The sequence below is a fragment of the Leucobacter celer subsp. astrifaciens genome, from assembly GCF_001273835.1.
Lineage (GTDB): Bacteria > Actinomycetota > Actinomycetes > Actinomycetales > Microbacteriaceae > Leucobacter > Leucobacter celer.
In genome coordinates this window covers 30,357-55,028 of record NZ_JHEI01000136.1, presented here as the reverse complement: position 1 = coordinate 55,028, position 24,672 = coordinate 30,357, and the positions used below count along the sequence as shown (strand labels likewise).

General features: G+C 70.0%; 20 protein-coding genes. 3 read left to right on the top strand and 17 right to left on the bottom strand.

All coding sequences use genetic code 11. From position 1 onward, the window contains the following. Positions 1 to 85: 85 nt before the first annotated feature. The 12 genes from AMS65_RS08365 to AMS65_RS08315 form a co-directional block, all read right to left on the bottom strand. Complete coding sequence (locus tag AMS65_RS08365) at positions 86 to 1,159, bottom strand: UDP-N-acetylglucosamine--N-acetylmuramyl-(pentapeptide) pyrophosphoryl-undecaprenol N-acetylglucosamine transferase (protein ID WP_053383724.1); 1,074 nt, start codon at positions 1,157 to 1,159, stop codon at positions 86 to 88. Next, positions 1,156 to 2,403: an FtsW/RodA/SpoVE family cell cycle protein gene (locus AMS65_RS08360; protein WP_053383723.1), complete on the bottom strand. Its 1,248-nt coding sequence runs from the start codon at positions 2,401 to 2,403 to the stop codon at positions 1,156 to 1,158. Before AMS65_RS08360 ends, AMS65_RS08365 begins: the two co-directional genes overlap by 4 nt. Beyond that, entirely contained in the window at positions 2,400 to 3,488 is a 1,089-nt protein-coding gene (locus tag AMS65_RS08355; RefSeq protein ID WP_241489386.1) for a Mur ligase family protein, read from the bottom strand. The genes AMS65_RS08360 and AMS65_RS08355 overlap by 4 nt, the downstream gene beginning before the upstream one ends. After that, positions 3,470 to 4,552, bottom strand: a complete 1,083-nt coding sequence (gene mraY / locus AMS65_RS08350; RefSeq protein ID WP_053383722.1) for a phospho-N-acetylmuramoyl-pentapeptide-transferase — start codon at positions 4,550 to 4,552, stop codon at positions 3,470 to 3,472. The genes AMS65_RS08355 and mraY overlap by 19 nt, the downstream gene beginning before the upstream one ends. Further along, complete coding sequence (locus tag AMS65_RS08345) at positions 4,549 to 5,982, bottom strand: UDP-N-acetylmuramoyl-tripeptide--D-alanyl-D-alanine ligase (protein WP_053383721.1); 1,434 nt, start codon at positions 5,980 to 5,982, stop codon at positions 4,549 to 4,551. The genes mraY and AMS65_RS08345 overlap by 4 nt, the downstream gene beginning before the upstream one ends. Beyond that, positions 5,979 to 7,544, bottom strand: a complete 1,566-nt coding sequence (locus AMS65_RS08340) for a Mur ligase family protein (RefSeq protein ID WP_053383720.1) — start codon at positions 7,542 to 7,544, stop codon at positions 5,979 to 5,981. The genes AMS65_RS08345 and AMS65_RS08340 overlap by 4 nt, the downstream gene beginning before the upstream one ends. A 26-nt stretch (positions 7,545 to 7,570) precedes the next feature. Next, entirely contained in the window at positions 7,571 to 9,370 is a 1,800-nt protein-coding gene (locus tag AMS65_RS08335; protein WP_053383719.1) for a peptidoglycan D,D-transpeptidase FtsI family protein, read from the bottom strand. A 56-nt stretch (positions 9,371 to 9,426) separates the two neighbouring features. Then, positions 9,427 to 10,035, bottom strand: a complete 609-nt coding sequence (locus tag AMS65_RS08330) for a hypothetical protein (RefSeq protein WP_053383718.1) — start codon at positions 10,033 to 10,035, stop codon at positions 9,427 to 9,429. Next, positions 10,032 to 11,018 (bottom strand): 16S rRNA (cytosine(1402)-N(4))-methyltransferase RsmH, encoded by a 987-nt coding sequence (rsmH, locus tag AMS65_RS08325; RefSeq protein WP_053383717.1) that lies wholly within the window; start codon positions 11,016 to 11,018, stop codon positions 10,032 to 10,034. The genes AMS65_RS08330 and rsmH overlap by 4 nt, the downstream gene beginning before the upstream one ends. Positions 11,019 to 11,030: 12 nt before the next feature. Beyond that, entirely contained in the window at positions 11,031 to 11,462 is a 432-nt protein-coding gene (gene mraZ / locus AMS65_RS08320; protein ID WP_053383716.1) for a division/cell wall cluster transcriptional repressor MraZ, read from the bottom strand. Between the two features lie 387 nt (positions 11,463 to 11,849). Continuing rightward, positions 11,850 to 11,978, bottom strand: coding sequence for a hypothetical protein (locus AMS65_RS20470; RefSeq protein ID WP_277620061.1), 129 nt, complete (start codon positions 11,976 to 11,978; stop codon positions 11,850 to 11,852). 63 nt (positions 11,979 to 12,041) lie between these two features. Further along, positions 12,042 to 12,428: a DUF3040 domain-containing protein gene (locus AMS65_RS08315; protein WP_053383715.1), complete on the bottom strand. Its 387-nt coding sequence runs from the start codon at positions 12,426 to 12,428 to the stop codon at positions 12,042 to 12,044. Positions 12,429 to 12,521: 93 nt separating this feature from the next. Here AMS65_RS08315 and AMS65_RS08310 point away from each other — a divergent pair, with 93 nt between their 5' ends. Beyond that, positions 12,522 to 13,622, top strand: coding sequence for a polyprenyl synthetase family protein (locus AMS65_RS08310; protein ID WP_053383714.1), 1,101 nt, complete (start codon positions 12,522 to 12,524; stop codon positions 13,620 to 13,622). A 19-nt stretch (positions 13,623 to 13,641) separates the two neighbouring features. On the opposite strand, the gene AMS65_RS08305 is transcribed toward AMS65_RS08310, so the two are convergent. Beyond that, a complete protein-coding gene (locus AMS65_RS08305) occupies positions 13,642 to 13,989 on the bottom strand; it encodes an Rv2175c family DNA-binding protein (protein WP_053383713.1) in 348 nt (115 codons plus the stop codon). A gap of 118 nt (positions 13,990 to 14,107) precedes the next feature. Between AMS65_RS08305 and pknB the strand changes: the two genes are divergently transcribed. Then, a complete protein-coding gene (gene pknB / locus AMS65_RS08300; protein WP_053383712.1) occupies positions 14,108 to 16,216 on the top strand; it encodes a Stk1 family PASTA domain-containing Ser/Thr kinase in 2,109 nt (702 codons plus the stop codon). 175 nt (positions 16,217 to 16,391) lie between these two features. On the opposite strand, the gene AMS65_RS08295 is transcribed toward pknB, so the two are convergent. Together AMS65_RS08295 and AMS65_RS08290 are read right to left on the bottom strand one after the other, a co-directional pair. Then, positions 16,392 to 17,762: a class II 3-deoxy-7-phosphoheptulonate synthase gene (locus AMS65_RS08295; protein WP_053383711.1), complete on the bottom strand. Its 1,371-nt coding sequence runs from the start codon at positions 17,760 to 17,762 to the stop codon at positions 16,392 to 16,394. 102 nt (positions 17,763 to 17,864) lie between these two features. Beyond that, positions 17,865 to 18,536, bottom strand: a complete 672-nt coding sequence (locus tag AMS65_RS08290) for a lysophospholipid acyltransferase family protein (protein WP_075200922.1) — start codon at positions 18,534 to 18,536, stop codon at positions 17,865 to 17,867. Between the two features lie 138 nt (positions 18,537 to 18,674). On the opposite strand from AMS65_RS08290, the gene AMS65_RS08285 reads away from it, so the two are divergent. Continuing rightward, complete coding sequence (locus AMS65_RS08285; protein WP_053383710.1) at positions 18,675 to 20,504, top strand: AMP-dependent synthetase/ligase; 1,830 nt, start codon at positions 18,675 to 18,677, stop codon at positions 20,502 to 20,504. A gap of 91 nt (positions 20,505 to 20,595) precedes the next feature. Here the strand turns inward: AMS65_RS08285 and def are convergent, their stop codons facing one another. Together def and AMS65_RS08275 are read right to left on the bottom strand one after the other, a co-directional pair. Then, complete coding sequence (gene def / locus AMS65_RS08280; RefSeq protein ID WP_053383709.1) at positions 20,596 to 21,087, bottom strand: peptide deformylase; 492 nt, start codon at positions 21,085 to 21,087, stop codon at positions 20,596 to 20,598. A 110-nt stretch (positions 21,088 to 21,197) separates the two neighbouring features. Next, positions 21,198 to 24,596, bottom strand: coding sequence for a pyruvate carboxylase (locus tag AMS65_RS08275; protein WP_053383708.1), 3,399 nt, complete (start codon positions 24,594 to 24,596; stop codon positions 21,198 to 21,200). Positions 24,597 to 24,672: the final 76 nt, after the last annotated feature.

Below are 24,672 nucleotides of genomic sequence, written 5' to 3'. Positions count from 1 at the left end.
GAAGAACGGGATGGGCTGAACGCAGTGCGGCCGCCGCCAGCGAGGCTCGGCCGGCGAAGACGAGGCTCGGCCGGTGCCAGCGGGCTCAGCCCGCGAGCGCGGTGCGCACCAGCGCGAGCAGGCGTTCGGTACCGTCGAGGGATCCCGCCCCCCTGGCGCGCTCGGCCATGTCCGCGAGCCGGGCCTCGTCCCCCACGAGCGGGATCAGCGTGTCGCGCACCCACACGGGGGTGAGCTCCTCGTCCTCCACGAGCAGGGCGCCGCCGGCCGCGATCACTCCGGCGGCGTTGAAGCGCTGCTCGCCGTTGCCGTGGCTGTAGGGCACGAACACTGCGGGGATCCCGAGCCCGGCGAGCTCGCTCACGGTCGTCGACCCGGCGCGGGAGACGGCGAGGTCGCAGGCTGCGAGGGCCAGGTCCATGCGGTCGCAGTACGGGATCACCTCGTAGCCTGCGACGCCGGGATCCTCGAGCTCGGTGAGTCCACCCCAGATGTGCAGCACCTGGATGCCCGCAGCGGTGATCTCCTCCGCCGCGGCCGAGATGCCGCGGTTGATCGCTCGGGCGCCGAGCGATCCCCCGGTGACGAGCAGCGTGCGGCGCTCGGGGTCCAGCCCGAAGTGCTCGCGCGCCGAGGCGCGCAGACCCGCGCGGTCGAGGCCCGTGATCTCCGGGCGCAGCGGCATGCCCGTGAGCTGGGCGTTCCGGATCGGGGTCCCGGCGAAGGTCACCCCCACGTAGGGGGTGCTGCGCGCGCCGAGCTTGTTGGCCATGCCCGGCTTCGCGTTGGCCTCGTGGATCACGACGGGCACGCCCTCTTTCGCACCGGCGCGATAGGCCGGTGCCGACGCATAGCCCCCGAACCCCACCACCACGTCGACGCCGCGCTCGCGGATGAGCGCGCGCACCTGCCGCACGGCGCGCGAGAAGCGCGCCGGGAAGCGCAGCGCGGCGAGATTCGGGCGCCGCGGGAACGGGAGCCGCTCGATGTGCACGAGCTCGTAGCCCCGCTCGGGCACGAGCCGGGCCTCGAGCCCCTCGCGGGTGCCGAGCACCACGATCCGGGCCTCGGGCTCCTCGGCTCGGATCAGATCGGCGAGCGCGAGCAACGGGTTCACGTGGCCGGCGGTCCCCCCGCCGGCGAGCAGGTAACTGGTCATCCGGATGTCCTTCCTGGTCCACGCCCGCGCGTCGTGCCCGGCGCGGCCGCGGCGAGCTCCTCCTGGTACTGTGCGCCGTCGCGCGCGATCGAGATCACGACGCCGATGGCCGCGAGACACACGACGAGCGCGGTGCCACCGGAACTGATGAGCGGCAGCGGCACCCCGAGCACGGGGAACACCCCGATCACGACGCCGATGTTCACGAACGCCTGCCCGACGATCCACACGAGGATGCCGCCGACGACGGCGCGCCCGAAGCGATCGCGGGCCCGCGAGATGATGCGCAGCATGATGAAGGTGAGGGCCACGAACAGCGCGATCACGAGCAGCGCCCCGATGAGGCCCAGCTCCTCGCCGATGATGGCGAAGATGTAGTCGTTGTCGGCGGCCGGCAGCCACGACCACTTGGCCTTCGAATTGCCGAGCCCCACGCCGAGGACGCCCCCGTTCGCGAGCGCCCACCTGCCGTGCGTGGCCTGCCAGTCGATACCGCTGTAGTCGTCCGTGCCGCCGGAGTGGCTGAGCAGCCGCCGCATGCGGTTCTCGCTGGTGACCACGAAGAGCACCACGGCGAGCACACCCGCGAACACCGTGACCCCCAGGCTCTTCCAGCTGATGCCGCCGAAGTACATCGCGCCGAGCATCATCGCCGCCATGATGAGCACCGTGCCGAGGTCGTGGCCCAGCAGCACCGAGCCGAGCGCGATGAGCGCCCCGGGAATCACCACGGGGATCAGCTCGTGGCGCATCTGCCCGAGCAGCGGCTCCTTGCGCAGCAGCACGGCGCCCACCCACACGACGAAGGCGAGCTTGAGCGCCTCGGAGGGCTGGGCGCTGAAGCCGCCGATCTGGATCCAGTTGCGGTTGCCGTAGACCTCGATCCCGAGCGGCGTGAACACCAGCGTCTGCAGCGCGAGGCCGAGAGCGAGCAGCCCCCAGGCCCACCGCTTCCAGAAGCCGATCGGCATCGCCGCGGCGATGAGCATGAGCGGCAGCCCCACGAGCGCGAACGTCGCCTGACGCCAGAACCCCCCGAAGAAGCCCTGATCGGCCAGGTACGAGGTGATCGAGGACGACGAGAGCACCATGATCAGGCCGAAGCCGACCAGCAGCAGCGTGATGGCGTAGAGCGCCACCACCGTGCGGTCGGTGCCGGTGCGCAGCATCGAGCCGAGGCTGATCCGGGCCTGGCCAGGAGCACGCCCCGTCGATTCGGCGGATCCCTCAGCCACGCCGGTCACTCCTGCTCGCGCTCGATGCGATGGTAGTTCAGGATCGCCTGCGCGATCTCCGTCGGCTCCGCACCGCGGGCCCGCGCGAGCGCACTGGCGGCGAGCAGATTCTGCACGAACTGCGGTGTGGCGAGCCGGAGCTCGGCGAGCTCATCGAGCGTCACGAGTTCGTAGGCCTCGCTGCGCCGTTCGGCGTGGAAGCCGCGGTCGACGAGGATCTCCTCGACCACCCCGAAGCCGCTCGGCGGCGGTGAGTCGAGGCCGAAGCTGACGGCTCGTGCGCCCTCGATCACATCGGCGTCCTCGACCATGCGCTCGGTCTCGAGATCGGCGCGGTTGTACACGCAGGCGACCTGCGTGTGCTCGTACACGCGCGCCATCTCCGCCCACCTGGCCACGGTGTCGCCGCGCTCCTCGCCGAAGTTGAGGCAGGCGCTCGCGTACGGGGAGATCTCGCCGAGCCTCGCCAGCTGCACGGCCGAGAGCTCCACCACGATCGCGTCGTACCCCTGCGGGTCCCGCAGGGCGTCGAGGATCGGGGCCTCGTCGTCGCCCGCCGGCGCAACGCGCAGGCCCGCCGCCGCGAGCATGTGCGCGGCGAGTCGCCCCGTGGTCGTCTTGCCGCGCGCCCCCGCGATGCAGATCCAGTCGGCGATCCGGTTCGTCTTGTCGCGCAGCCGCCATCCGAGTTCGATATCGCCCCACACCGGGATTCCCCGTTCGCCGGCCCACGCGGTGAGCGGATGATCGAGGCGGAAGCTCGGGGAGGCGATCACGAGGTCGGGGCCGAAGGCCGCGAGGTCGCCGAGCTGCTCCGGGTGAGTCTCGGCGCGGAAGCGCTCGCTGCCGATCACGTCGAGCAGCCGCTCGCGATCCGGATCCGGATCGGCGTGGATCACCCGCACCCGGGAGCCCAGCTCGACGAGCGTGTCCGCGACCGAGAACCCGATCGCGCCGAGGCCCAGAACCGCGATGCGCAGCCCCGACCAGTCGTCGTGCCAGCTCGCCAGTCCGGCCACGCGGGCGCGGATGCGCTCCTGCTCGTCGCTCGCGTTCGTCTCCATGCCGTCCCCGCTCACTGCTGCAGCAGCCATTCGCCGTAGAAGGCTCCGACGCCCGCCATCACGAACAGGCCCGCGATGATCCAGAACCGCACGACCACGGTCACCTCGGCCCAGCCCTTGAGCTCGAAGTGGTGGTGGATCGGGCTCATCAGGAAGATGCGCTTGCCCTTGGTCACCTTGAAGTACAGCCGCTGCAGGATCACGGACCCGGTCTCGATGATGAAGAGGCCGCCGATGAGCACGAGCAGCAGCTCGGTGCGGGTGAGGATCGCGAGCGCGGCGATCGCGCCGCCGATGGCCATCGACCCGGTGTCGCCCATGAACACCTTGGCCGGGTTGGTGTTCCACCAGAGGAAGCCGACGAGGCCGCCGAGGAAGGCGGTGGCGACGACCGCGAGATCCATCGGATCGCGCACCTCGTAGCACCCGGGCTCGACCGTGAGCGCGCAGTTCTGGGCCGACTGCCAGAAGCCGATGACGAGGTACGCGCCGAACGCGAAGATCGCGGCCCCCGCGGCGAGCCCGTCGAGCCCGTCGGTCACGTTGACCGCGTTGGTCGTGGCGGTGACGATGACCATGATCCAGATGATGAACAGCGCGATGCCTGCGATGGCGCCGAGCGCCATGAAGTCGAAGTCGAGGTCGCGGAAGAGCGAGATGCGCGTCGAGACCGGCGCGACCCCGGCATCATTCGCGAACTGCAGGCCGAGCAGCGCGAACGCGACGGCGATCAGAACCTGACCGATGATCTTCGCCCAGCCGCTCAGACCCGCCGAGTGCTGCATCCGGGCCTTCATGAAGTCGTCGATGAAGCCGACGAGGCCGGCGCCCACCGCCATGAGGATGACGAGCAGCGCGGAGGGGGTGGGCGTCTCGCCCATCACCAGCTTGCCCACGAAGTAGGCGAGCACCGAGCCCGAGAGGAAGATGAGGCCGCCCATGGTGGGGGTGCCGCGCTTCACCTCGTGCTCCTTGGGCCCGTCGACGCGGATGGGCTGCCCCCAGCGCAGACGGTTGAAGCCGCGCACGAAGAGCGGCGTGAGCAGCAACGAGTAGAGCAGCGAGAAGCCGCCCGCGATGAGCAGCGCGATCATGCGAAGGCCTCCCCCAGTCGGTCGCCGAGCCGTTGCAGCCCGGCGGCGTTCGACGATTTCACGAGCACGGTGTCGTGCGGCTGCAGGGTGCGCAGCAGGTAGTCGTAGGCCTCGTCCTGCGTCTCGAAGAATACGCTCTCGCCGTCCCAGGAGCCCTCGTTGATGGCGCTGATGTGCAGGTGGCGCGCCTCCTTGCCGACGACCACCAGCTCGGAGATGCGCAGCCGCACCGCCTGCAGGCCCACGCGGATGTGCTCCTCGATGGAGTATTCGCCGAGCTCGCTCATCGCGCCCAGCACCGCGACCGAGCGTCCCTCGGGCCGGCGGATCTGCGCGAGCGTGCGCAGCGCGGCGCTCATCGAGTCGGGGCTCGCGTTGTAGGCGTCGTTGACGATGGTGACGCCGTCGCGGCCCCCGAGCACCTGCATCCGGCCGGGCGCGGCCAGCGTCGCGGCCTCGAGCACCTCGACGACGTCGGCGAGCGGGAGTCCCAACTCGAGGCCGACCGCGGCGGCGGCCAGCGCGTTCATCACGTGATGCTCGCCGAGCACCCTGAAGCGCACCGGCGCCGCCTCGACTTCGCCGTTCGACAGCGCGGCGTGCAGCGTGAAGCTGGTGCCCTCGGCGTCCGAGTCGACGTCGCTCGCGCGCACCTCGGCCTCCGGGTGCAGCCCGAACCAGCGCACACGGGCCGCCGTGAGATCGGCCATCTGCGCCACGCGCGGATCGTCGCGGTTGAGCACCGCGACCGCGCTCGGCGGCAGATCCCGCACCATCTCGCTCTTGGTGCGGAACGTGGTCTCGATCCCGCCGAACTCGCCGGCGTGGGCCAGGCCGACCGAGAGCACGACGCCGATGTGCGGGGGTGCCATGCGCGTGAGTCGTTCGATCTCACCCTGGGCGCTCGCGCCCATCTCGGCGACGAGCGTGCGGGTGTCGTTCTCCACGCGCAGCATCGTGAGCGGCCCGCCCACCTCGTTGTTGAAGGACTTCGCCGAGGCCACCGTCGGCCCCAGCCGCTCCGCCATGGCCGCGACCAGGTTCTTGGTGGTGGTCTTGCCATTGGATCCGGTGATCCCCACGATCGTGAGTCCGCCCCGTTCGCGCACGCGGCGCACCACCGCGGTGGCGAGCGCGCCGAGCGCCTCCGTGGCCTCCGCGACCACGATCTGCGGCACGCGGTCGTCGACCTCGCGCTCGGCGACGACGAGTGCAGCGCCGGCGTCGACGGCCTTGCCCGCGAAGAGGTGCCCGTCCGTCTCCTCGCCGCGGCGGGCGAAGAAGATCTGCCCGGGCTGCACCTCGCGCGAGTCCGTCTGCGACTCGCCCGCGACGGCGGCCTCGGCCCACTGCGCGCGGGATCCCCCGGTCCCGGGCACCAGCCGGCCGTTCACGGCGGCGGCGATCTCCGCCAGCGTCAGTTCAATCACGGAAGCAATCCTGCCTCGCGGAGCGCTCCGCGTACCTCGTCACGCGCCGAGTAGGGAAGGATCTGCCCGGCGACTTCCTGGTAGTCCTCGTGTCCGGGACCGGCATACAGGATAACGTCACCCGGTTCGGCGATCGAAACGGCGAGGCGCACGGCCGTGCGGGGATCGCCCTCCTCGATCACCCTGGCGCGCTTCGCGGAGCGCGCGCCCGCGATCAACTGCGCGCGGATCGCCTCGGGCGGCTCGGAGCGCGGATGGTAGTCGCAGACGATGACCGTGTCCGATCCGGCCCCGGCGATCCGGCCCATCTCCTCGCGCTTGGTGGTGTCGCGGTCGCCATCGGCTCCGAAGAGGAAGATGACGCGGCCGGGCGCCACCTCTCCGAGCGCGTCGAGCATGGCTTGGAAGGCACCGGGGGTGTGCCCGTAGTCGACGAAGAAGCGCGGCCCGGCCGCGAGCGGCAGCCCGGGGTTCATGCACTCCAGCCGACCCGGGATGTACACGGGGATGCGGCCGTTCTCGAGGCCGGCCTCGACGCGGGAGATCGGGATCCCCGCCTCGTGCAGCATGATCAGTGCGAGCGCCGCGTTCTCGGCCATGAAGCGCCCGAAGACGGGCACGCTGCCGCGGAAGTGGGCACCCTCCGGCCCCTGCAGCACGAAGGAGACGCCGTCGAGCGTCTGCCGGGTGACCGCGAGATGCCAGTCGGCCTGCTGCCCGTAGTCGGTCGCGAGCCGCGTCACGGGGATCCTCGACTCCCGCGCGATCCGCTGACCGTACGGCGAGTCGACCACCACGACGCCCCGCTCTGCGTGCTCCGGCGAGAAGAGCGCCAGCTTCGCCGCGAAGTAGCTCTCCATGTCGCCGAAGTCGTCGAGGTGGTCCTGCGAGAAGTTGTTGAAGGCGACCACGTCGAAGCGCACGCCGTCGATGCGGTGCCGTTCGACCGCGTGCGCGGAGACCTCGAGCGCCACGCCGTCGACGCCGCGCTCGCGCATGCGCGCCAGCAGGCCGTGCAGCTCGGAGGCCTCGGGGCTCGTGAGGTTCGACACGATCACCTCGTCGCCGATCCGCCGTTCCGCGGTCGAGCTGAGTCCGGGGGTGATGCCGGCGGCGAGCAGCAGCTCGGCCAGCATGTAGACCACGCTCGTCTTCCCGTTGGTGCCGGTGATGCCGAAGACCTTGGCCGGAAGATCGGCCGTGCCGTAGACGGCCGCCGCGACCTCGCCGAGCAACTCGCGCGGGTGCTCGGCCGAGACGAGCACGGAGATCCCGATCCCCTGTTCCCGAGCGATCTCGAGGCCGGCGGCGTCCGTGAGCATCGCTGCGGCTCCGCTCTGCTCCGCCTGGGGCGCGAACTCGGCGCCGTGGCGGCGGGCTCCGGGCATGCCGACGTAGAGATCGCCCGGTCGCACGTCGCGGGAGTCGAGCGTGACGCCGCTCGCGGTCGCCTCGCCGAGCTCGCCGGGAGCCGTCTCCAGCCCGTAGCGCTCGGCCAGCCGGACGAGCGGAAGGGGTCGGGGATGCTGCGGCCGAATGCTCAGCGCGTCTCCGGTACTCACGTGCGGGTGCCTCCTGGGCCTCGTGTTCAGTACTCCGTCGGCAGGGGCTCGTACTGCCCCGAGGACGGCGGGATCTGGAAGGTTCGAATGGTCGCCTCGGCGGCTTCGTGGAAGGCGGTCAGCGCGGCCGTCGCCCCGTCCCCCGACTTGGCGAACGCAATCGATGCTACCGCGACGTACTGGGGGTCGTCGGCGGGGAAGACGCCCGCGAAGGAGTTGACGAAGTCGCTGCGGTAGAGCCCGGTCGCGGGATCGACCTGCTCTGCCGTGCCCGTCTTGCCCGCGAGGCGGTAGCCGGGGATCGCGATGATGTCCTTGAACCACGCCTCGTTGGCCACCGTCTCGAGCATGTCCATGACCTGCTGCGCGGTCTCCGGGGTGACGGCCTGCACCGGGTCGCCGTGATCCGGCCGCTGCTCCTCGCCCTCCGCATCGGTGCAGCTGCTCACCAGGGTCGGCGGCACGCGCTCTCCGCCGTTCGCGATGGCCTGGTAGGCCCCCGCGGTCTGCACGATGGTCGAGGAGACGCCCTGCCCGAACATCGTGTTGTACGAGGTCTGGCGATCCCACTGCTCCACCGGGATGAGCATGCCCGAGTCCTCGAGCGGCATGCCGGCCTGCGTCGAGATGCCGATGCCGAAGCGCTGCAGGTAGTCGTAGCGCACCTCCTCGCTCAGCGCGCTGCCCAGCATGGAGGTGCCGACGTTCGACGACTGGGTGAGGATGCCGGTCAGCGTCCACTGGGTGGGTCCGTGCGAGAACGAGTCGCCGAAGCGCACGTTCGGCTCGGGTTCGAGGTAGTCGGGGGTGAGGTTCTGCGTGAGCGGGGTCGCCGCGCCCTGGTCGATGAGGGCCGCCGCGGTGATCGTCTTGAAGGTCGACCCGGGCTCGTAGGGCGAGGTGAAGGATCGCGCCTCGCGCTTCTCCGGGTCCGAGCCGTCGACGTCGTTGGGGTCGACCGAGCCATCCTCCGCCACCGCGACGAGCTCGCCCGTGCGCGCGTTCATGATCACGAGGTAGCCCGACTCGGCCGAGACCCGCTGCACCTGCTGGTTGATCGCCTGCTGCGCCTCCCACTGCAGGTCGCGGTCGATGGTCAGCTGCACGGTGCCGCCGTCGACGGCCTTCTTCTCGACCACGAGGCTGCCCGGCAGCGCCACTCCGTCGGCCCCGCGCTCGTACACCTCGGAGCCGTCGCTGCCGGTGAGGCACTCGTTCTGGGACAGTTCGACGCCCGACTGCGGCTCCTCGTCCTGCCCGGCGAAGCCGACGATGTTGCCACCGACCGCGCCGTTGGGGTAGGTGCGCTGGTGCTGCGGTGTGAAGGTGAGCCAGCCGATCCCGAGCTTCTTGAGCGCGTTGAGCTGCGAGAGGTCGACCCCCCGCTTCACGTAGGCGAAGTCCGACTTGGGGTCCTTCTCGAGCGCGTCGTCGACGATCTTCTGGATCTCCTCGGCGCTCTGTCCGGTGACCTCTCCGATCTCCGCGAACGCCTGCTCGGCCGTGACCTCCACCGTCGCCGCGCCGCCGCGCTCGGGGTCGGGCCGCCAGAACCGGCCCTTGTTGAGCTGCGTGTTCTTCGGCGAGAGCTGCACGTCGTAGCGCTCGTCGGTCGTGGCGAGCACGTTGCCGTTGCGATCGACGATGTCGCCTCGCACGCTCTCGATCGGCACGGGCACGGCCCGTTTGCCCTTCGCGTCCTCGTTCAGCGCTGCGGCCGAGACCACCTGCACGTCGACGAGACGCACGAGGAACAACGCAGCGGCCGCGATCACGATGACCACCGCCACCGCCCGACGCAGCGAGGAGCCGCGCAATCTTGGCATTCCGTGCTCCCTTCTCGCGTGCCGCCTCGTGTCCGTGCTGTCCCGGCCCGCGCCGATCAGTGGGTCTGCGGGGCGGGCAGCTTGCCCTTCCACCGTACCGGCGCCTCCGCCGGCGCGGCGGTGGATGCTTTCAGCTGATTCCGAGATACGAGCAGGCCGGCCGCGTCGACCACCGGCATCGACTCGAGAGTCGAGTTCGGGATCAGGTTGCCGCGCACCTCCGAAGTGGGCGATTCGAGGGAGCCGAGGATCGCGCCGTCGCTCAGGCGCAGGGTGGCCGGCCGGGCGTTCTGCACCATGCCCAGCGCCGCCGCGTTCTCCGCGAGGTTCTGGGGAGACGCCAGTCGATCGACGTTCTGCGAGAGCACGCGCTCCACCCGCGCCAGATCGCGCTGTTCGATCTCGAGCGCGCGCGTCTCGTACGCTCCCTGCGACACCGCGATGCTCAGACCGAGCTGGGTGGCGAGGATCGCGAGCACCACTCCGACGGCGACGAGCGCGCCGAGGAGCGGGCTGCCGCCGGGCCGCCGCGCGGCGCGCGGCGCCGGTGGAGCGAGACGCAGATGACGCTCGGAGGGATCCGCGGGAACCGACGGCTTCGGGGCCGCCGCGCCGAAGCCGAGCAGCGCTTCTCGTTCGATATCGATCGGAACCGTGTTGCTCATCGCACGTCCCTCACTCGCTCAGCGGCGCGCAGGCGCACCGGGATGGCCCGCGGGTTGCGGTCGCGCTCCTCCTCCTCGGCGAGTTCCGCTCCGCGCGTGAGCAGGCGGAACTCGGGACGATGCTCCGGCAGCTCGACCGGCAGCCCGGGCGGGGCCGTCGATCTGCTGCGCTTCGTCAGTTCGCGCTTGACCAGACGGTCCTCGAGCGACTGGTACGACATCACCACGGCGCGGCCTCCTACGCGCAGCAGCTCGAGCGCCGCGGGGATCGCGCGCTCGAGCACCGACAGCTCGCCGTTCACCTCGATGCGGAGCGCCTGGAACACGCGCTTCGCCGGGTGCCGCTGGTCGCGCACCGCGGCCGGCGTCGCCCGCTGCAGCACCTCGACCAGCTGTCCGCTGCGCAGAATCGGCGCCTCGGCCCTGGCCGCCACGATGGCGCGCGCGTATCGGCCGGCGAGCGGCTCCTCGCCGTAGCGTTCGAAGATCGCTCGCAGGCGGCCTTCCGGGGCGCTCGCGAGCACCTCGGCAGCGGTCTCGCCGCGGCTCTGGTCCATGCGCATGTCGAGCGGCGCGTCCTGCGCGTAGGCGAAGCCGCGCTCGACCTCGTCGAGCTGCAGCGAGGACACGCCGAGGTCGAAGAGCACGCCGTCGATGCGCTCGAAGCCGGCGCCGCGCACCGCGCGCTCGATCTCGTCGTAGACGGCGTGCACGCGCACCGCGCGGTCGCCGAAGCGCTCGAGTCGGCGCCCGGCGAGCGCGAGCGCCTCGGTATCGCGGTCGAGGCCGATCAGCGTCAGCTCGGGGTGGGCGTCGAGCAGCGCCTCGCTGTGCCCGCCCATGCCGAGCGTGGCGTCGACCACCACCGGAGTGCGGCCCTCGGCCGCCCTCCGCTCGATCGCGGGAGCGAGCAGTTCGAGGCAGCGCGCGAGCAGGACCGGTGTGTGCAGCGCGCTCGGGTCTCGTGATTCGTGCTGGGTCATCGTGGATCCGGGCTAGAACATGCCCGGGATCACCTCCTCCTCGATGTCGGAGAACGCCGACTCCTGCTCGGCCAGGTAGCTCTGCCACGCCTCGGCGTCCCAGATCTCGGCGCGCGAGCCCGCGCCGATCACCGCGAGTTCACGATCGAGACCCGCGTACTCGCGCAGGCTCTGCGGGATGGTGATCCGGCTCTGCTTGTCGGGGGTCTCCGGGTGCGCCCCGGAGAGGAACACGCGCAGGTAGTCCCGCGCCTGCTTCGAGGTGACGGGGGCCTGGCGGATGCGGTCGTGCATCTGGGCGAACTCCTGCTCGCTGAACACGTACAGACAGCGTTCCTGCCCCCGGGTGATGACGAGGCCGTCGGCGAGCTCGTCGCGGAACTTGGCCGGCAGGATCACCCGGCCCTTCTCGTCGAGCCTGGGCGTGAAGGTACCGAGAAACACGGATACCTCCCTCCCTCGACTTTGGAACCCCACACTACTCCACTTTCCTCCACTTCAATCGTTTTCCGCTCCATTTTCTCCCCCGCGGGCGCGAGTGCCGCATGATTCCGCGGCTCCAGGGACGCGCACCCGCACAGCCGCACGCCGACACTCCGCGCGTTTCGCGCCCGGAAGCGCATCGATCACCGCGGATTCACGCGGCTCGAGACGCATCCGCGACCCGAAGTGGAGCAAAGTGGAGGAGTCGCGCGACGGCAGCGCGGAATCACTCGCCAGACGCGATCGCGGCCGAGGCGCCGACCGACGCGCAGCCGCGCCCGCACGAGGCCCGCATCGCCCCGGGTTCGCGCGCCAGTAGTTGTCACCAAAAGCGACGCGAAGCAGCAACTACTGACGCGCGTTGGGGAGCGAGCCAGGGATTGCGGGATTGCGCAGCAGGAGCAGCAGGAGCAGCAGGAGCAGCAGGAGCAGCAGGAGCAGCAGCGCGGCGTCACCCGTCGGGCGCGCAGCGGGCACGAAAAAAGGACCGCGGTTCCCCGCGGTCCTTCGTTGTGGCAAGTGTGGGTGGCGGCCTCTGCGCTAGCGTTCGCCGCCCATGCGCTCGTCCCAGCGGCGCTCCATGCGCTCGCTGAGCGACTCGCGCCCGGCTGCGCCCTGCGCGCCGCCGCTCTTCGACTCACCCGAGAGCTCCGACTCGATGCCGGGCTCCGAGCCCCGCCAGAACATCAGCATCACTCCGCCGAGCATCACGGCGAAGCCGATGAGCCCCAGCCAGAGCTGCTGCGCCGCAACACCTCCGACGAGCACGCCGACTCCCACCAGCACCACGATGATGCCGAGGACCAGCGATCGGTAGTTGACCCGGCGGCGGCTCGCCGGAACCGTCTGCATCACATCGGCTTCGCTCTGGTAGAAGCCTCGTTCCATCTCGTCAAGCAGCCGCTGCTCGCGTTCTGACAGCGCCATGACGACCCTCCTGGAGTTGCTTCACTTTTCGAAAACTCGTACAGCCTTCGCTGAATACAGTCTACTTCTCCGGCCCGCGACTAGGCTAGTTGCGTGCAAGAAACGACGCGACTCGCAGGGCTTATTCAGGAGCGGATCGGCGACACGCTGGCCCGCCATCGCCGGGCTCTCGAACCGCTCGGTCCCGACGCGGCGCCGCTGCTCGACGAGGCGCTCGGCTTCCTCTCGGGCGGTAAGCGCTTCCGCGCGCAGTTCGCAGCCCTCGGATACCGCGCCGCACGGCCGCTCGACATCTCCTCCGACGTCGACCGCGAGCTGGGCGCCGTGCTCGACGCCGCCTGCGCGCTCGAGCTGTTCCACGCCGCGGCGCTCATCCACGACGATGTCATCGACCGCTCGGACACCAGGCGCGGCCGCCCGGCCGTGCACCGGCTCTTCTCGGGGCTGCATCAGCAGCACGGCTGGCGCGGCGATCCGGAGCACTTCGGCCTCGCCGGGGCGATCCTGCTCGGCGACCTGCTGCAGTCGTGGGCGGACGAGCTGCTGCAGGCCGCCTGCGACGCCGTGCCCGATCGCGAGGCCTCGCGGCGCACGCGGGAGCACTTCAACCGCATGCGCAGCGAGGTGGCGGTGGGCCAGTACCTCGACGTGCTCGAGGAGCAGCAGGCGACATTCGCGGAGCACACCGAGCAGCTCGAGCGGTCCACCCGTGTGCTCGTCTACAAGTCGGCGAAGTACAGCGTCGAGGCGCCGCTGCTCATCGGTGCCGCGCTCGCCGGGGCCGACGAGGCGCAGGAGCACGCCCTCTCCGACTTCGGCCTCCCCGTCGGCGTCGCGTTCCAGCTGCGCGATGACCTGCTGGGCGTCTTCGGCGACGAGGAGCTCACCGGGAAGCCCATCGGGGACGACCTGGCCGAGGGCAAGCGCACCGTGCTCGTCACGCTCGCCAGGGAGAATCTCCCACCCACCCAGCGGCGCATCTTCGACGACCTCCTGGGCAGCGAGCTGGATCGCGAGCAGGTGGCGATCCTGCAGCGCACGATCCGCGAGAGCGGCGCGGTGGAACGGGTCGAGGAGATGATCACCCGGAATGTCGACCGGGCGACGGACGCGCTGCGGAGCGCTCCGATCCGCTCCGACGCGGCAGAACTGCTCAGGCGGCTCGCGGAGCGTGCGGCGCGCCGCACCTTCTGAGCCTCAGAAGTCCTGAGCCTCAGAAGGCGAGAGCCTGCGTCGCGCGTCGCACCGCGCTCTTGCGGCCGGCTCGCAGCGCCTCCACCGGCCGCTCCCCCAGCTCGTCGTTGTGCGCGAGCAGCCAGGCCACCGCCTCGTCGTCGGCGAAGCCGGCATCGAGCAACACCAGCAGCGTGCCGCGCAGCGGGGGCAGCGGGTGGTCGTCCAGCACGAACTCGGCCGGCACCTTGAGCACCCCGTCGATGCGCACCGCGGCGAGCTGGTGATCTTCGATGAGGCGGTGGATCTTGCCCGGGGCGAGGCCGAAGCGCTCGACGAGTTCGGGAACCGTGAGGAAGGGCGTATCGGGTGCAATGTTCTCTGGCACGCTTCAACTCTGCCAGCGTCTCGCATCGTTCGCAATCCGCGACAGCTCGGCGCGGGTCGAACGAATCGCGATCGAACTTCCGTAGACTCTCGTCGTGACTTCTGCGCCTGTCGACCCGATGATCGGGCAAACGCTCGATGGGCGATACGCGATCCGCTCGCGCATCGCCCGCGGCGGCATGGCCATGGTGTACCTGGCCAACGACCTGCGGCTCGAGCGCCGCGTCGCGGTGAAGGTGATGCACGAGCACCTCGCCGAGGACGAGAACTTCACCCGGCGCTTCGAGCAGGAGGCCCGCAGCGCGGCGCGGCTCTCCCACCCGAACCTGGTGAACGTCTTCGATCAGGGGCACGACGCCGGGCGCACCTACCTGGTCATGGAGTATCTGCCCAGCATCACCCTGCGCGAGCTGCTGAAGCAGCAGCAGCACCTCACCACGGAGCAGGCGCTCGAGATCGGCGAAGCCGTGCTCTCCGGCCTCGCCGCGGCGCATCGAGCCGGCATCGTGCATCGCGACCTCAAGCCGGAGAACGTGCTACTGGCCGACGACGGCCGCATCAAGCTCGGCGACTTCGGGCTGGCCCGTGCGGTCAGCGCGAACACCACGACCGGTCAGGCGCTGCTCGGCACCATCGCCTACCTCTCCCCGGAGCTCGTCACGCGCGGGATCGCCGACGCCCGGAGCGACCTCTACGCCTTCGGCATCATGCTCTACGAGATGCTCACGGGCACCCAGCCGTTCACGGGCGAGCAGCCCATGCAGATCGCGTACCAGCACGCCCACTCCGAGGTGCCGATCCCCTCGCTCAAGAGCGGTGAGGCGACCCCCGAGCTCGACGAGCTGGTGCGCTGGACCACGCAGCGGGATCCCGAGCTGCGACCGCTCGACGCGGGCGAGGCGCTCGAGTTCCTGCGCCCGCTGCGCCACGGGCTCCCTCCGACCGCTTCCACCCGGGTCCTGCCCGAACTGAACGGGGAGCTCCCGACCCCCTCGACCACCGTGCTCGACGACGTTCAGCAGCAGGCCCTCGCGGCCGGATCCGGTTTGGCGGACGCCGCGTCGGAGACCGCCGCGCAGCCGCAGCTCCCGGCCTCACCGCTCGAACGCGCGGCGAGCTCCCAGCAGACGCGCAGCAGACGCGGACGGATCGTCGCGGCGCTCCTGGCGCTGCTCGTCGTGCTCGCGGGCGGCGCGGGTTGGTGGTTCGGTCAGGGACCGGGATCGCAGGTGTCCGTTCCCGACGTCGCCGGAAGCGAGATGGAGGCCGCGCAGGCGGTGCTCGCCCAGCATTCCTTGCGCGCGGACGTGTTCGAGTGCACGAGCGTCGACGTTCCCGCGGGGAAGGCCGGGCGCACCGAGCCCGAGGCCGGCACCAGGCTCGACCGGGGCAGCCCGATCCGCCTCTGCCGCTCCATCGGGCCCGAGATGAAGCCGGTCCCCACCATCGCGGGGCTCCCCCTCTCCGAGGCCGAAGCCGTCATCGAGGAGGCGGGATTCAGCGTGGGCGAGATCGACCGGCGCTTCGGCGAGGAACCGGACGACATCGTGCTCGCGGCGCTCAGCCCCGAAGGCGAACCGATGGGAGAGACCTACCCGGAGCAGGCGCCGGTGGACCTGGTCGTCTCGGCCGGGCCGCTGCCCGACGTCTCCGGCCTGTCGGAACAGGACGCGAGAACCGAGCTCGAAGCGAGCGAGCTGACCGTCGAGGCCTCGCTGAGCCGCAAGACGTTCCGGAGCGACGTGGAGCGCGGGCACGTCATCGCGCTCCTCACGCAGGACGACCCCGTGCGCCCGGGCGACGCCGTCGGCCTGGACGTCTCCGCCGGGTCCCTCCCCGACGTCGCGGGGCTCGGCGAGAGCGAGGCCGTCGACCTGCTCGCCGACGCCGAGTTGTCGGTGGATCCGGAACTGCGCCAGGAGGCGCACCACGACGACATCCCCGAGGGGCGCGCCATCGCCGTCATTCCCGCTACGGACCCCGTGCGCCCGGGCGACGCCGTCGGCCTGCAGATCTCGCTGGGCCCCGAGCTCTTCGAGGTCCCCGACGTCTCCGGCATGGCGCTGCAGGAGGCCATGGACACGCTCGCGGCGGCCGGGTTCCAGCCGACCACGCTCGTGCCCGACGCCCTGCGGGACTTCGCGAAGGCCACCGGAACCGAACCGGGTGCCGGCGAGCGCGTGCGCGCCGGCACCGAGATCCGCGTCAGGAGTACGATCTCGCTCTAGCTCTGCGGGTTTCGACTCGCTGCGCTCGTTCAACCGGCGGTACTTCGCTGGTTGAGCGGAGCGCAGCGGAATCGAAACCGAGAACTGCGGAGCTTCGATTCGCCTGGCGCAGCAGCGCCCCCGCGGATCACGTGATCCGCGGGGGCGCTGCCGGCGAGCAGTTGCTCTCCCGGCGTCAGCGACCGAGGCGCTTGAGCTCCTCGGCCACGAGGAAGGCGAGCTCGAGCGACTGCATGTGGTTGAGGCGCGGGTCGCAGAGCGACTCGTAGCGGGTCTCGAGCGCCGCCTCGTCGATGTTCTCGGAGCCGCCGAGGCACTCCGTGACGTCGTCGCCGGTGAGCTCGACGTGGATACCGCCCGGGAAGGTGCCGACCTCGCGGTGCGCCTCGAAGAACCCGAGCAGCTCGTCCATGACGTCGTCGAAGCGCCGCGTCTTGTAGCCGGTCGCGGTGGTGATGCCGTTGCCGTGCATCGGGTCCGTGATCCAGAGCGGCGTCGCACCTGCGTCGCGAACGCCCTCGAGCAGGCCGGGCAGCACGTCGCGGATCTTGCCGGCGCCCATGCGCGTGATGAAGGTCAGTCGGCCCGGCTCGCGCTCGGGATCGAGCTTGTCGATGAGACGCATCGCGTCGTCGACCGTCGCGGTCGGTCCGAGTTTGACCCCGATCGGGTTGCGCACGTGGGAGAGGAACTCGACGTGCGCGCCGTCGAGCTCGCGCGTGCGCTCGCCGATCCAGAGCATGTGCCCCGAGGTGTCGTACAGCTCGCCGGTGCGCGAATCCACCCGGGTGAGGGGGCGCTCGTAGTCGAGCAGCAGCGCCTCGTGGCTCACGTAGAACTCGGTCTGCGTGAGCGCGCTGCTCTCCACGCCGCAGGCCTGCATGAACTTGAGCGCGCGGTCGATCTCGGCAGCGAGCGACTCGTAGCGCTGGTTCGCCGGGTTCGAGACAAAGCCCTTGTTCCACTCGTGCACCTGGCGCAGATCGGCGAAGCCGCCCTGCGTGAAGGCCCGGATCAGGTTGAGCGTCGATGCCGACACGTGGTAGCCCTGGACGAGGCGCTGCGGGTTCGCGGTGCGCGAATCCAGGGTGAAGTCGTAGCCGTTGACGAGGTCTCCCCGGTAGGCCGGCAGCGTCACGTCCTCTCGCGTCTCGCTGTTGCTCGAGCGCGGCTTGGCGAACTGGCCCGCCATGCGACCCACCTTGATGACCGGCATCGAGGCGCCGTAGGTCAGCACGACCGCCATCTGCAGCAGGGTCTTCACGCGGTCGCGGATCTTGTCCGCGGTGGCGGCGGCGAAGGTCTCGGCGCAATCGCCCCCCTGCAGCAGGAAGGCCTCGCCGCGCGCCGCGGCGGCGAGCCGCTCGCGGAGCTGATCGGCCTCGCCCGCGAAGACGAGGGGCGGCTGCGAGGCGAGCTCGGCTGACGCTGCGGCGACCGCTGCGGGATCCGGCCAGCTCGGCTGCTGCTTCGCTTCGCGCTCGCGATACGCGTCGAGCTCCGCGAACGCTCGTGATGCAGCAGTGTCAGTGGTCTGGATCGTCATCAGCTCTTCCGGATCCTTCGTGTGAAATACGGGTACGCGGATGTCACGGTCCAAGACCGCAACCCTCTCAGCTTACTAGCCCGCGCCCGCCGATCGCGTGCGTTACCGGTTGCGTACGCTGGAGGCGTACACGTCGACGTACTGCTGCCCGCTCAGCTTCTGGATCTCGAGCATGATCTCGTCGGTTACGCTGCGCAGCACGAATCGGTCGGCGCTCATGCCCTCGAACCGACTGAAATCGAGGGGCTTGCCGATCACCGTTCCGATCCTGCGGATCTTCGGGATCTTCACCCCGATGGGCATGGCCTTCTCGGTGTCGATCATCACGATGGGGACCACCGTCGCGCCGGACTCGAGCACGAGGCGGGCCACGCCGGTGCGTCCGCGGTACAGTCTCGCGTCGGGGCTGCGGGTGCCTTCGGGGTAGATGCCGAGCACGTCGCCGCGGTCCAGCACGCTCAGCCCGGTGTTGAGCGACGCCTCGGACGCCTTGCCGCCGGAGCGGTCGATCGGCAGCTGGCCGACGGCGAGCATGAAGTTCTTCACCAGCCAGCCCCCCGGGCCGCGACCCGTGAAGTAGTCGCTCTTCGCGAGGAAGTACACGCGCCGGTCGATCATCAGCGGCATGAAGAAGGAATCGATCACCGACAGGTGGTTTCCCACAATAATTACCGGGCCCGACGCCGGAATATTCTCGGCACCCTCCACCCACGGGCGATAGATCGTTTTCAAGAACGGCCCGATGATCAGGTGTTTAAAAATCCAATAGAGCACGGCGGGCGATTTCCTCTCGTCTCAGAACAGAATAGCCGAGCCGGGGCGCCTCGACGGTATGCGTATAGGCTGAAGGCATGATCGCGGTGCTGCGGAAGCACCGCCGTGTTTCCCCGACGAGGTATCGAAGGAGCTGCCGTGCAACAGTCTGAGACCCCGATCCTGATCCCCTCCGTCCCGGAGGACAACATCACCGACCTGCTGGAGCAGCGCGTCGCCACGACCCCGGACCGGTCGCTCTTCGCAGTGCCGCAGGGCGAGGGATGGCGCGACATCAGTGCCGCGGAGTTCCGCGAGCAGGTGGTCGCGCTCGCGAAGGGCTTCGCCGCCGCGGGTGTGGAGCCCGGCGACCGGATCGCCTTCATCTGCAAGACGAGCTACGAGTGGACGCTGGTCGACTTCGCCCTGCACTACGCCGGCGCCGTCATGGTCCCCGTCTACGAGACCTCCTCCCCCCTGCAGATCCACTGGATCCTCGAGGACTCCGGCGCACGGGGCATCGTCACCGAGACGGCGGAGCACGCCGAGCGCTTCGCGGAGATCCGGGCCGAAGCGACCGGTATCACGCTGGACTGGCGTCTCGACCAGGGAGCGCTCGACGCGCTGCACGCCGCGGGCAAGGACGTGGCCGACGAGGAGATCGAGCGCCGTCGCTCCCTCGCGATCGGCAGCGACATCGCCACCCTCATCTACACCTCCGGGTCCACCGGGCGCCCCAAGGGCTGCGTGCTCACCCACGCGAACTTCGTCGACCTCTCGCGCAACTCCGCAGCGGCGCTCTCCGAGGTGGTGCAGCAGCCCGGCTCTTCGACGCTGCTGTTCGTCACCCTCGCGCACGTCTTCGCGCGCTTCATCTCCGTGCTCGCGGTCCACTCCGGCGTGCGGGTGGGCCACCAGGCCGACACCACGCAGCTGCTGCCCGCGCTCGGCACGTTCAAGCCGACGTTCCTGCTGGCCGTGCCGCGCGTCTTCGAGAAGGTCTACAACTCGGCCGAGCAGAAGACGGAGGCCGAGGGCAAGGGCAAGATCTTCCGCGCTGCCGCGAAGGTGGCCGTCGAGCACTCCGAGGCGCTCGACGCCGGCAAGGTGCCGTTCATGCTCGGCCTCAAGTTCAAGCTCTTCGACAAGCTCGTGTACGCGAAGCTGCGCGAGCGCCTCGGCGGCAACGTGCGCTTCGCGGTGTCGGGCTCGGCGCCGCTCAGCCACTACCTCGGCCACTTCTACCGCAGCCTCGGCGTGAAGATCCTCGAGGGCTACGGCCTCACCGAGACCACGGCCCCGGTCACGGTCAACCTGCCCGATAAGTTCAAGATCGGCACCGTCGGCCCCGCTCTGCCCGGTCACACCGTGCGCATCGCGGAGGACGGCGAGATCGAGGTCAAGGGCATCGACGTCTTCAAGGAGTACTGGAACAACCCCGAGGCCACGAAGTCCGTGTTCACCGAGGACGGCTTCTTCCGCACGGGGGATCTGGGGTCGCTCGACGAGGACGGCTACCTCTCGATCACGGGCCGGAAGAAGGAGATCATCGTCACCGCCGGCGGCAAGAACGTCGCTCCGGCGGCCCTCGAGGATCCGATCCGGTCCAACACCATCATCGGGCAGGTCGTGGTGGTCGGCGACCAGAAGCCCTTCATCTCGGCGCTCGTCACGCTCGATCCCGAGATGCTCCCCGCCTGGCTCAACAACAACGGCGAGGATCCGAACATGACGCTCGAGGAGGCCTCGGCGCATCCGAAGGTGCTCGCGGAGGTGCAGAGCGCCATCGATCACGGCAACAAGTACGTCTCCCGGGCCGAGTCGATCCGCAAGTTCGTGATCCTGCCGACCGAGTTCATCGAGGCCAACGGCCACCTCACCCCGAAGATGAGCATCAAGCGCGACAACATCCTGCGCGACTTCGCGGGCGAGATCTCGAAGCTCTACGGCGACAACCCGCAGACGGAGGCCGTCAGCGTCGGCAAGTAGCCCGGCGCCGCGCACAGCGGAGAGGGGCGGTGACCGGGTTCAACCGGTCACCGCCCCTCTCGCGTGTCCCGTCGCTGCGATCCGGCTCGGCTCAGAACCAGCTCGACTGGCGGATCTGCCGCATCGCCTCGCCGCGCGCCTCGCGGTCCAGGCGGTTGATGTAGAGCTTGCCGTCGAGGTGGTCGCACTCGTGCTGCAGCGCCTGCGCGAGCAGGCCCTCCCCCGAGATCACGACCTCTGCCCCGTCGAGGTCGATCCCCCGCACCGTCGCCCGCGGATAGCGCATCACGTCGAACCACAGATCGGGCACGGAGAGGCATCCCTCGCCGGTCGGCACCGGGTCGCCCTCGAGCGCCACGATCTCGGGGTTGATGAGGTAGCTGATCTCGCCGTCGATGTTCAGGCTGAAGGCGCGCTGCGTGTGGCCGATCTGCGTCGCCGCGAGACCGGCCCGCCCGTCCATGTCGACCGTTTCGCAGAGGTCGACGACCAGCGCTCGCACGCCGTCGTCGATCTCCGACACGGGATCGCACACCGTGCGCAGCACCGGGTCTCCGAACAGTCTGATCTCTCGAATCGCCATAGTCCCCTAAGGTATCGAATATCTGGGTTCCTCGATTTCGACTCGCTTCGCTCGCTCAATCAGCGGAAAACGCCGGTTGAGCGAGCGAAGCGAGTCGCAACCGCCGCAGCCTACGAGATGACGGCGATGAGGTCGCCCGCCTCGAGGGAGCGGGTGCCCGCGAACACGATGCGCTCGACGGTGCCCGCGACGGGTGCGGTGATCGCGGCCTCCATCTTCATGGCCTCGATCGTGGCGACGGGCTGTCCGGCCTCGACGGCGTCGCCGACGGCGACCTTCACCGTGACGGTGCCGGAGAACGGCGCCGCCGTGTGGCCGGGAATCGTACGATCGGCCTTCTCCGCGATGGCGGCCTCGACGGTCACCGATTCGTCTTTCACGAAGACCTGCCGGAGCTGCCCGTTGACGCGCACCATGACCGTGCGCACGCCCTTGTCGTCGGCCTCGCCGATGGCCTCGAGCCCGACGTAGAGGCGCACGCCGCGAGCGAGATCGATCGCGTGCTCCTGCCCGGCCTCGAGCCCGTACAGGTAGTCGGGGGTATCGAGCACGGACAGATCGCCGTACTGCTCGCGCGCCTGCTCGTACTGGCGGGTGGGCTGCGGGAACAGCAGCCGGTTGAGCGTGGCGCGCCGTTCCTCGCTGCCGCCGGCGAGCGCGGCCTCGTCGTCGTCGCTGATGGGGGCGACCTCGATGTTCACGTCGCGGCCGGCGAGCACCTTCGAGCGGAAGGGCTCGGGCCAGCCGCCGGGGATCTCGCCGAGCTCACCGGCGAGGAAGCCGACGACCGAATCGGGCACGTCGTAGTTCTCGGGGTTCGCCTCGAAATCGGCGGGGTCGGCATCGACGGCTGCGAGGTGCAGGGCGAGATCGCCCACGACCTTCGACGAGGGCGTGACCTTCGGGATGCGGCCGAGGATGCGGTCGGCCGCGGCGTACATGTCCTCGATCTTCTCGAAGTTCGAGGACAGCCCCAGCGCGATGGCCTGCTGGCGCAGGTTGGAGAGCTGCCCGCCGGGGATCTCGTGCGTGTACACGCGCCCCGTCGGCGACGGCAGCCCCGATTCGAACGGCTTGTACAGCGCCCGCACCGCATCCCAGTACGGCTCCAGGGCGTAGACGGCGTCCTGCGAGAGGCCGGTGTCGCGGTCGGTGTCGGCGAGGGCCGCGACGAGCGCCGACAGCGAGGGCTGCGAGGTCGTGCCCGACATCGGCGCCGAGGCCGCGTCGACGGCGTCCACGCCGGCCGCGGAGGCCGCGAGCAGGGTCGCGAGCTGACCGCCCGGGGTATCGTGCGTGTGCAGGTGCACCGGCAGGTCGAAGCGCTCGCGCAGCGCGGTCACGAGCTTCGCGGCCGCAGCGGGCCGCAGCAGGCCGGCCATGTCCTTGATCGCGAGCACGTGCGCGCCCGCCTCCACGATCGAGTCGGCGAGGCGCAGGTAGTAGTCGAGGGTGTACTTGTCCTCCGCGGGCGAGAGCAGGTTGCCCGTGTACGCCATCGCGACCTCGGCCACGCTCGTGCCCGTCTCGCGCACGGCGTCGATCGCCACGCGCATCTGGTTCACGTCGTTCAGCGCGTCGAAGATGCGGAACACGTCCACACCGGTCTCAGCGGCCTCCCGCACGAACGCACGCGCCACCCCTGCCGGGTAGGGCGTGTACCCGACCGTGTTCTGGCCGCGCAGCAGCATCTGGATCGGCACGTTCGGCAGCGCCTCGCGCAGCGCCGCCAGTCGCTCCCACGGGTCCTCTCCCAGGAAGCGCAGCGCGACATCGTAGGTCGCGCCGCCCCACGCCTCCACCGACCACAGCTCGGGCGTCAGACGCGCGACGTGGGGTGCGATGCGGACGAGATCCTTCGTGCGCACACGGGTGGCGAGCAGGCTCTGGTGCGCGTCCCGGAACGTCGTCTCGGTGACCGCGAGCGCCGTCTGCTCCCGCAGGCTCCGCGCGTACCCCTCCGGCCCCAGGTCCAGCAGCCGCTGCCGGTATCCGTCGGGCGCGGGCAGCGCGAGATCGGCCGCGGGCAGCTTCGCCGCAGGATCGGCCGCGCCCGGCCGGGCGCCGTTCGGCTGGTTCACCGTCACGTTCGCGACATGCTGCAGCAGACGCGTCGCACGGTCCTTGGGCTTGTTCATCGCGAGCAGCTCCGCGCGCTCCTCGATGAACGACGTCGCCACATCCCCCGCTTGGAAGGCGGGATCGGCGAGCACGGCCTGCAGGAACGGGATGTTCGTCGCGACGCCGCGGATCCGGAACTCGCCGAGCGCACGCCTGGCCCGCACCACCGCGTCCTCGAAATTGCGGCCCCGGCAGGTCAGCTTCGCGAGCATCGAATCGAAGTGCGGGCTGATCTGCGCGCCCACGTTGATCGTGCCGCCGTCGATGCGCACCCCGCCGCCGCCCGGCGAGCGATACGCCGTGATGCGGCCCAGATCCGGCCGGAAGCCGTTCGCGGGATCCTCCGTCGTGATCCGGCACTGCAGCGCCGCCCCCCGCAGCTGGATCCGATCCTGCGTGAGATCCAGCTCCGCGAGCGTCTCCCCCGCTGCGATCCGTATCTGCGAGCGAACGAGGTCCACGTCCGTCACCTCCTCGGTGACGGTGTGCTCCACCTGGATGCGCGGATTCATCTCGATGAACACGTGCTCGCCGGCGCGCTCGCCCTCGGTGTCCAGGAGGAACTCGACCGTGCCCGCGTTCTCGTACCCGATCGACTGCGCGAACGCGACCGCGTCCCGCGTCAGCTCATCGCGCTTCTCCTGGGACAGATTCGGGGCCGGCGCGATCTCCACGACCTTCTGATGCCGCCGCTGCACCGAGCAGTCCCGCTCGAACAGGTGCACCGTCGCACCCGTCCGATCCGCCAGCACCTGCACCTCGATATGGCGGGGACGCAGCACCGCCTGCTCGATGAACATCGTCGGATCGCCGAACGCCGACTCCGCCTCCCGCATCGCCGATTCCAGAGCGTCGCGCAGATCCTCCTCGCGCTCCACACGCCGCATCCCGCGACCGCCGCCACCGGCAACCGCCTTCGCGAACACCGGGAACCCGATCCCGCGCGCACCCTCGACCAGCGCGTCGATATCCGTCGACGGCGGCGTCGACCTCAGCACCGGCACCCCCGCCGCGATCGCGTGCTCCTTCGCCGCGACCTTGTTGCCCGCCATCTCCAGCGCGACACGACCCGGTCCGATGAAGCGGATCCCCGCGGCCTCCGCCGCGGCCGCCAACTCCGGGTTCTCCGACAGGAAGCCGTAGCCCGGGTAGATCGCGTCGGCACCCGACTCCACCGCCACCCTGACGATCTCCGCGACGTCGAGATACGCCCGCACCGGATGCCCGACCTCACCGATCAGGTACGCCTCATCGGCCTTCAGCCGGTGCAGCGAATTCCGATCCTCGAACGGGAACACCGCCACCGTCGACACGCCCAACTCATGCGCCGCACGAAACGCACGGATCGCGATCTCACCACGATTGGCAACCAGAACCTTCTTGAACACGCGGAATACTCCTCTTGTCATCAGTGATCAGCGGCTGCCCAGGCCGGGAAATCGTTCGATATCAAGATACATGGTA

What these genes read in the sequence shown, in the direction of transcription:
- AMS65_RS08315 (WP_053383715.1), bottom strand. Translation starts at nt 12,428, where the DNA reads ATGGCGCTGTCAGAACGCGAGCAGCGGCTGCTTGACGAGATGGAACGA.
- mraY (WP_053383722.1), bottom strand. Translation starts at nt 4,552, where the DNA reads ATGATCGCGCTGCTCATCGCGGGCGGCTTCTCGCTGCTCTACTCGTTG.
- def (WP_053383709.1), bottom strand. Translation starts at nt 21,087, where the DNA reads ATGGCGATTCGAGAGATCAGACTGTTCGGAGACCCGGTGCTGCGCACG.
- pknB (WP_053383712.1), top strand. Translation starts at nt 14,108, where the DNA reads ATGATCGGGCAAACGCTCGATGGGCGATACGCGATCCGCTCGCGCATC.
- AMS65_RS08330 (WP_053383718.1), bottom strand. Translation starts at nt 10,035, where the DNA reads ATGAGCAACACGGTTCCGATCGATATCGAACGAGAAGCGCTGCTCGGC.
- AMS65_RS08295 (WP_053383711.1), bottom strand. Translation starts at nt 17,762, where the DNA reads ATGACGATCCAGACCACTGACACTGCTGCATCACGAGCGTTCGCGGAG.
- AMS65_RS08355 (WP_241489386.1), bottom strand. Translation starts at nt 3,488, where the DNA reads ATGGCTGCTGCAGCAGTGAGCGGGGACGGCATGGAGACGAACGCGAGC.
- rsmH (WP_053383717.1), bottom strand. Translation starts at nt 11,018, where the DNA reads ATGACCCAGCACGAATCACGAGACCCGAGCGCGCTGCACACACCGGTC.
- AMS65_RS08335 (WP_053383719.1), bottom strand. Translation starts at nt 9,370, where the DNA reads ATGCCAAGATTGCGCGGCTCCTCGCTGCGTCGGGCGGTGGCGGTGGTC.
- AMS65_RS08365 (WP_053383724.1), bottom strand. Translation starts at nt 1,159, where the DNA reads ATGACCAGTTACCTGCTCGCCGGCGGGGGGACCGCCGGCCACGTGAAC.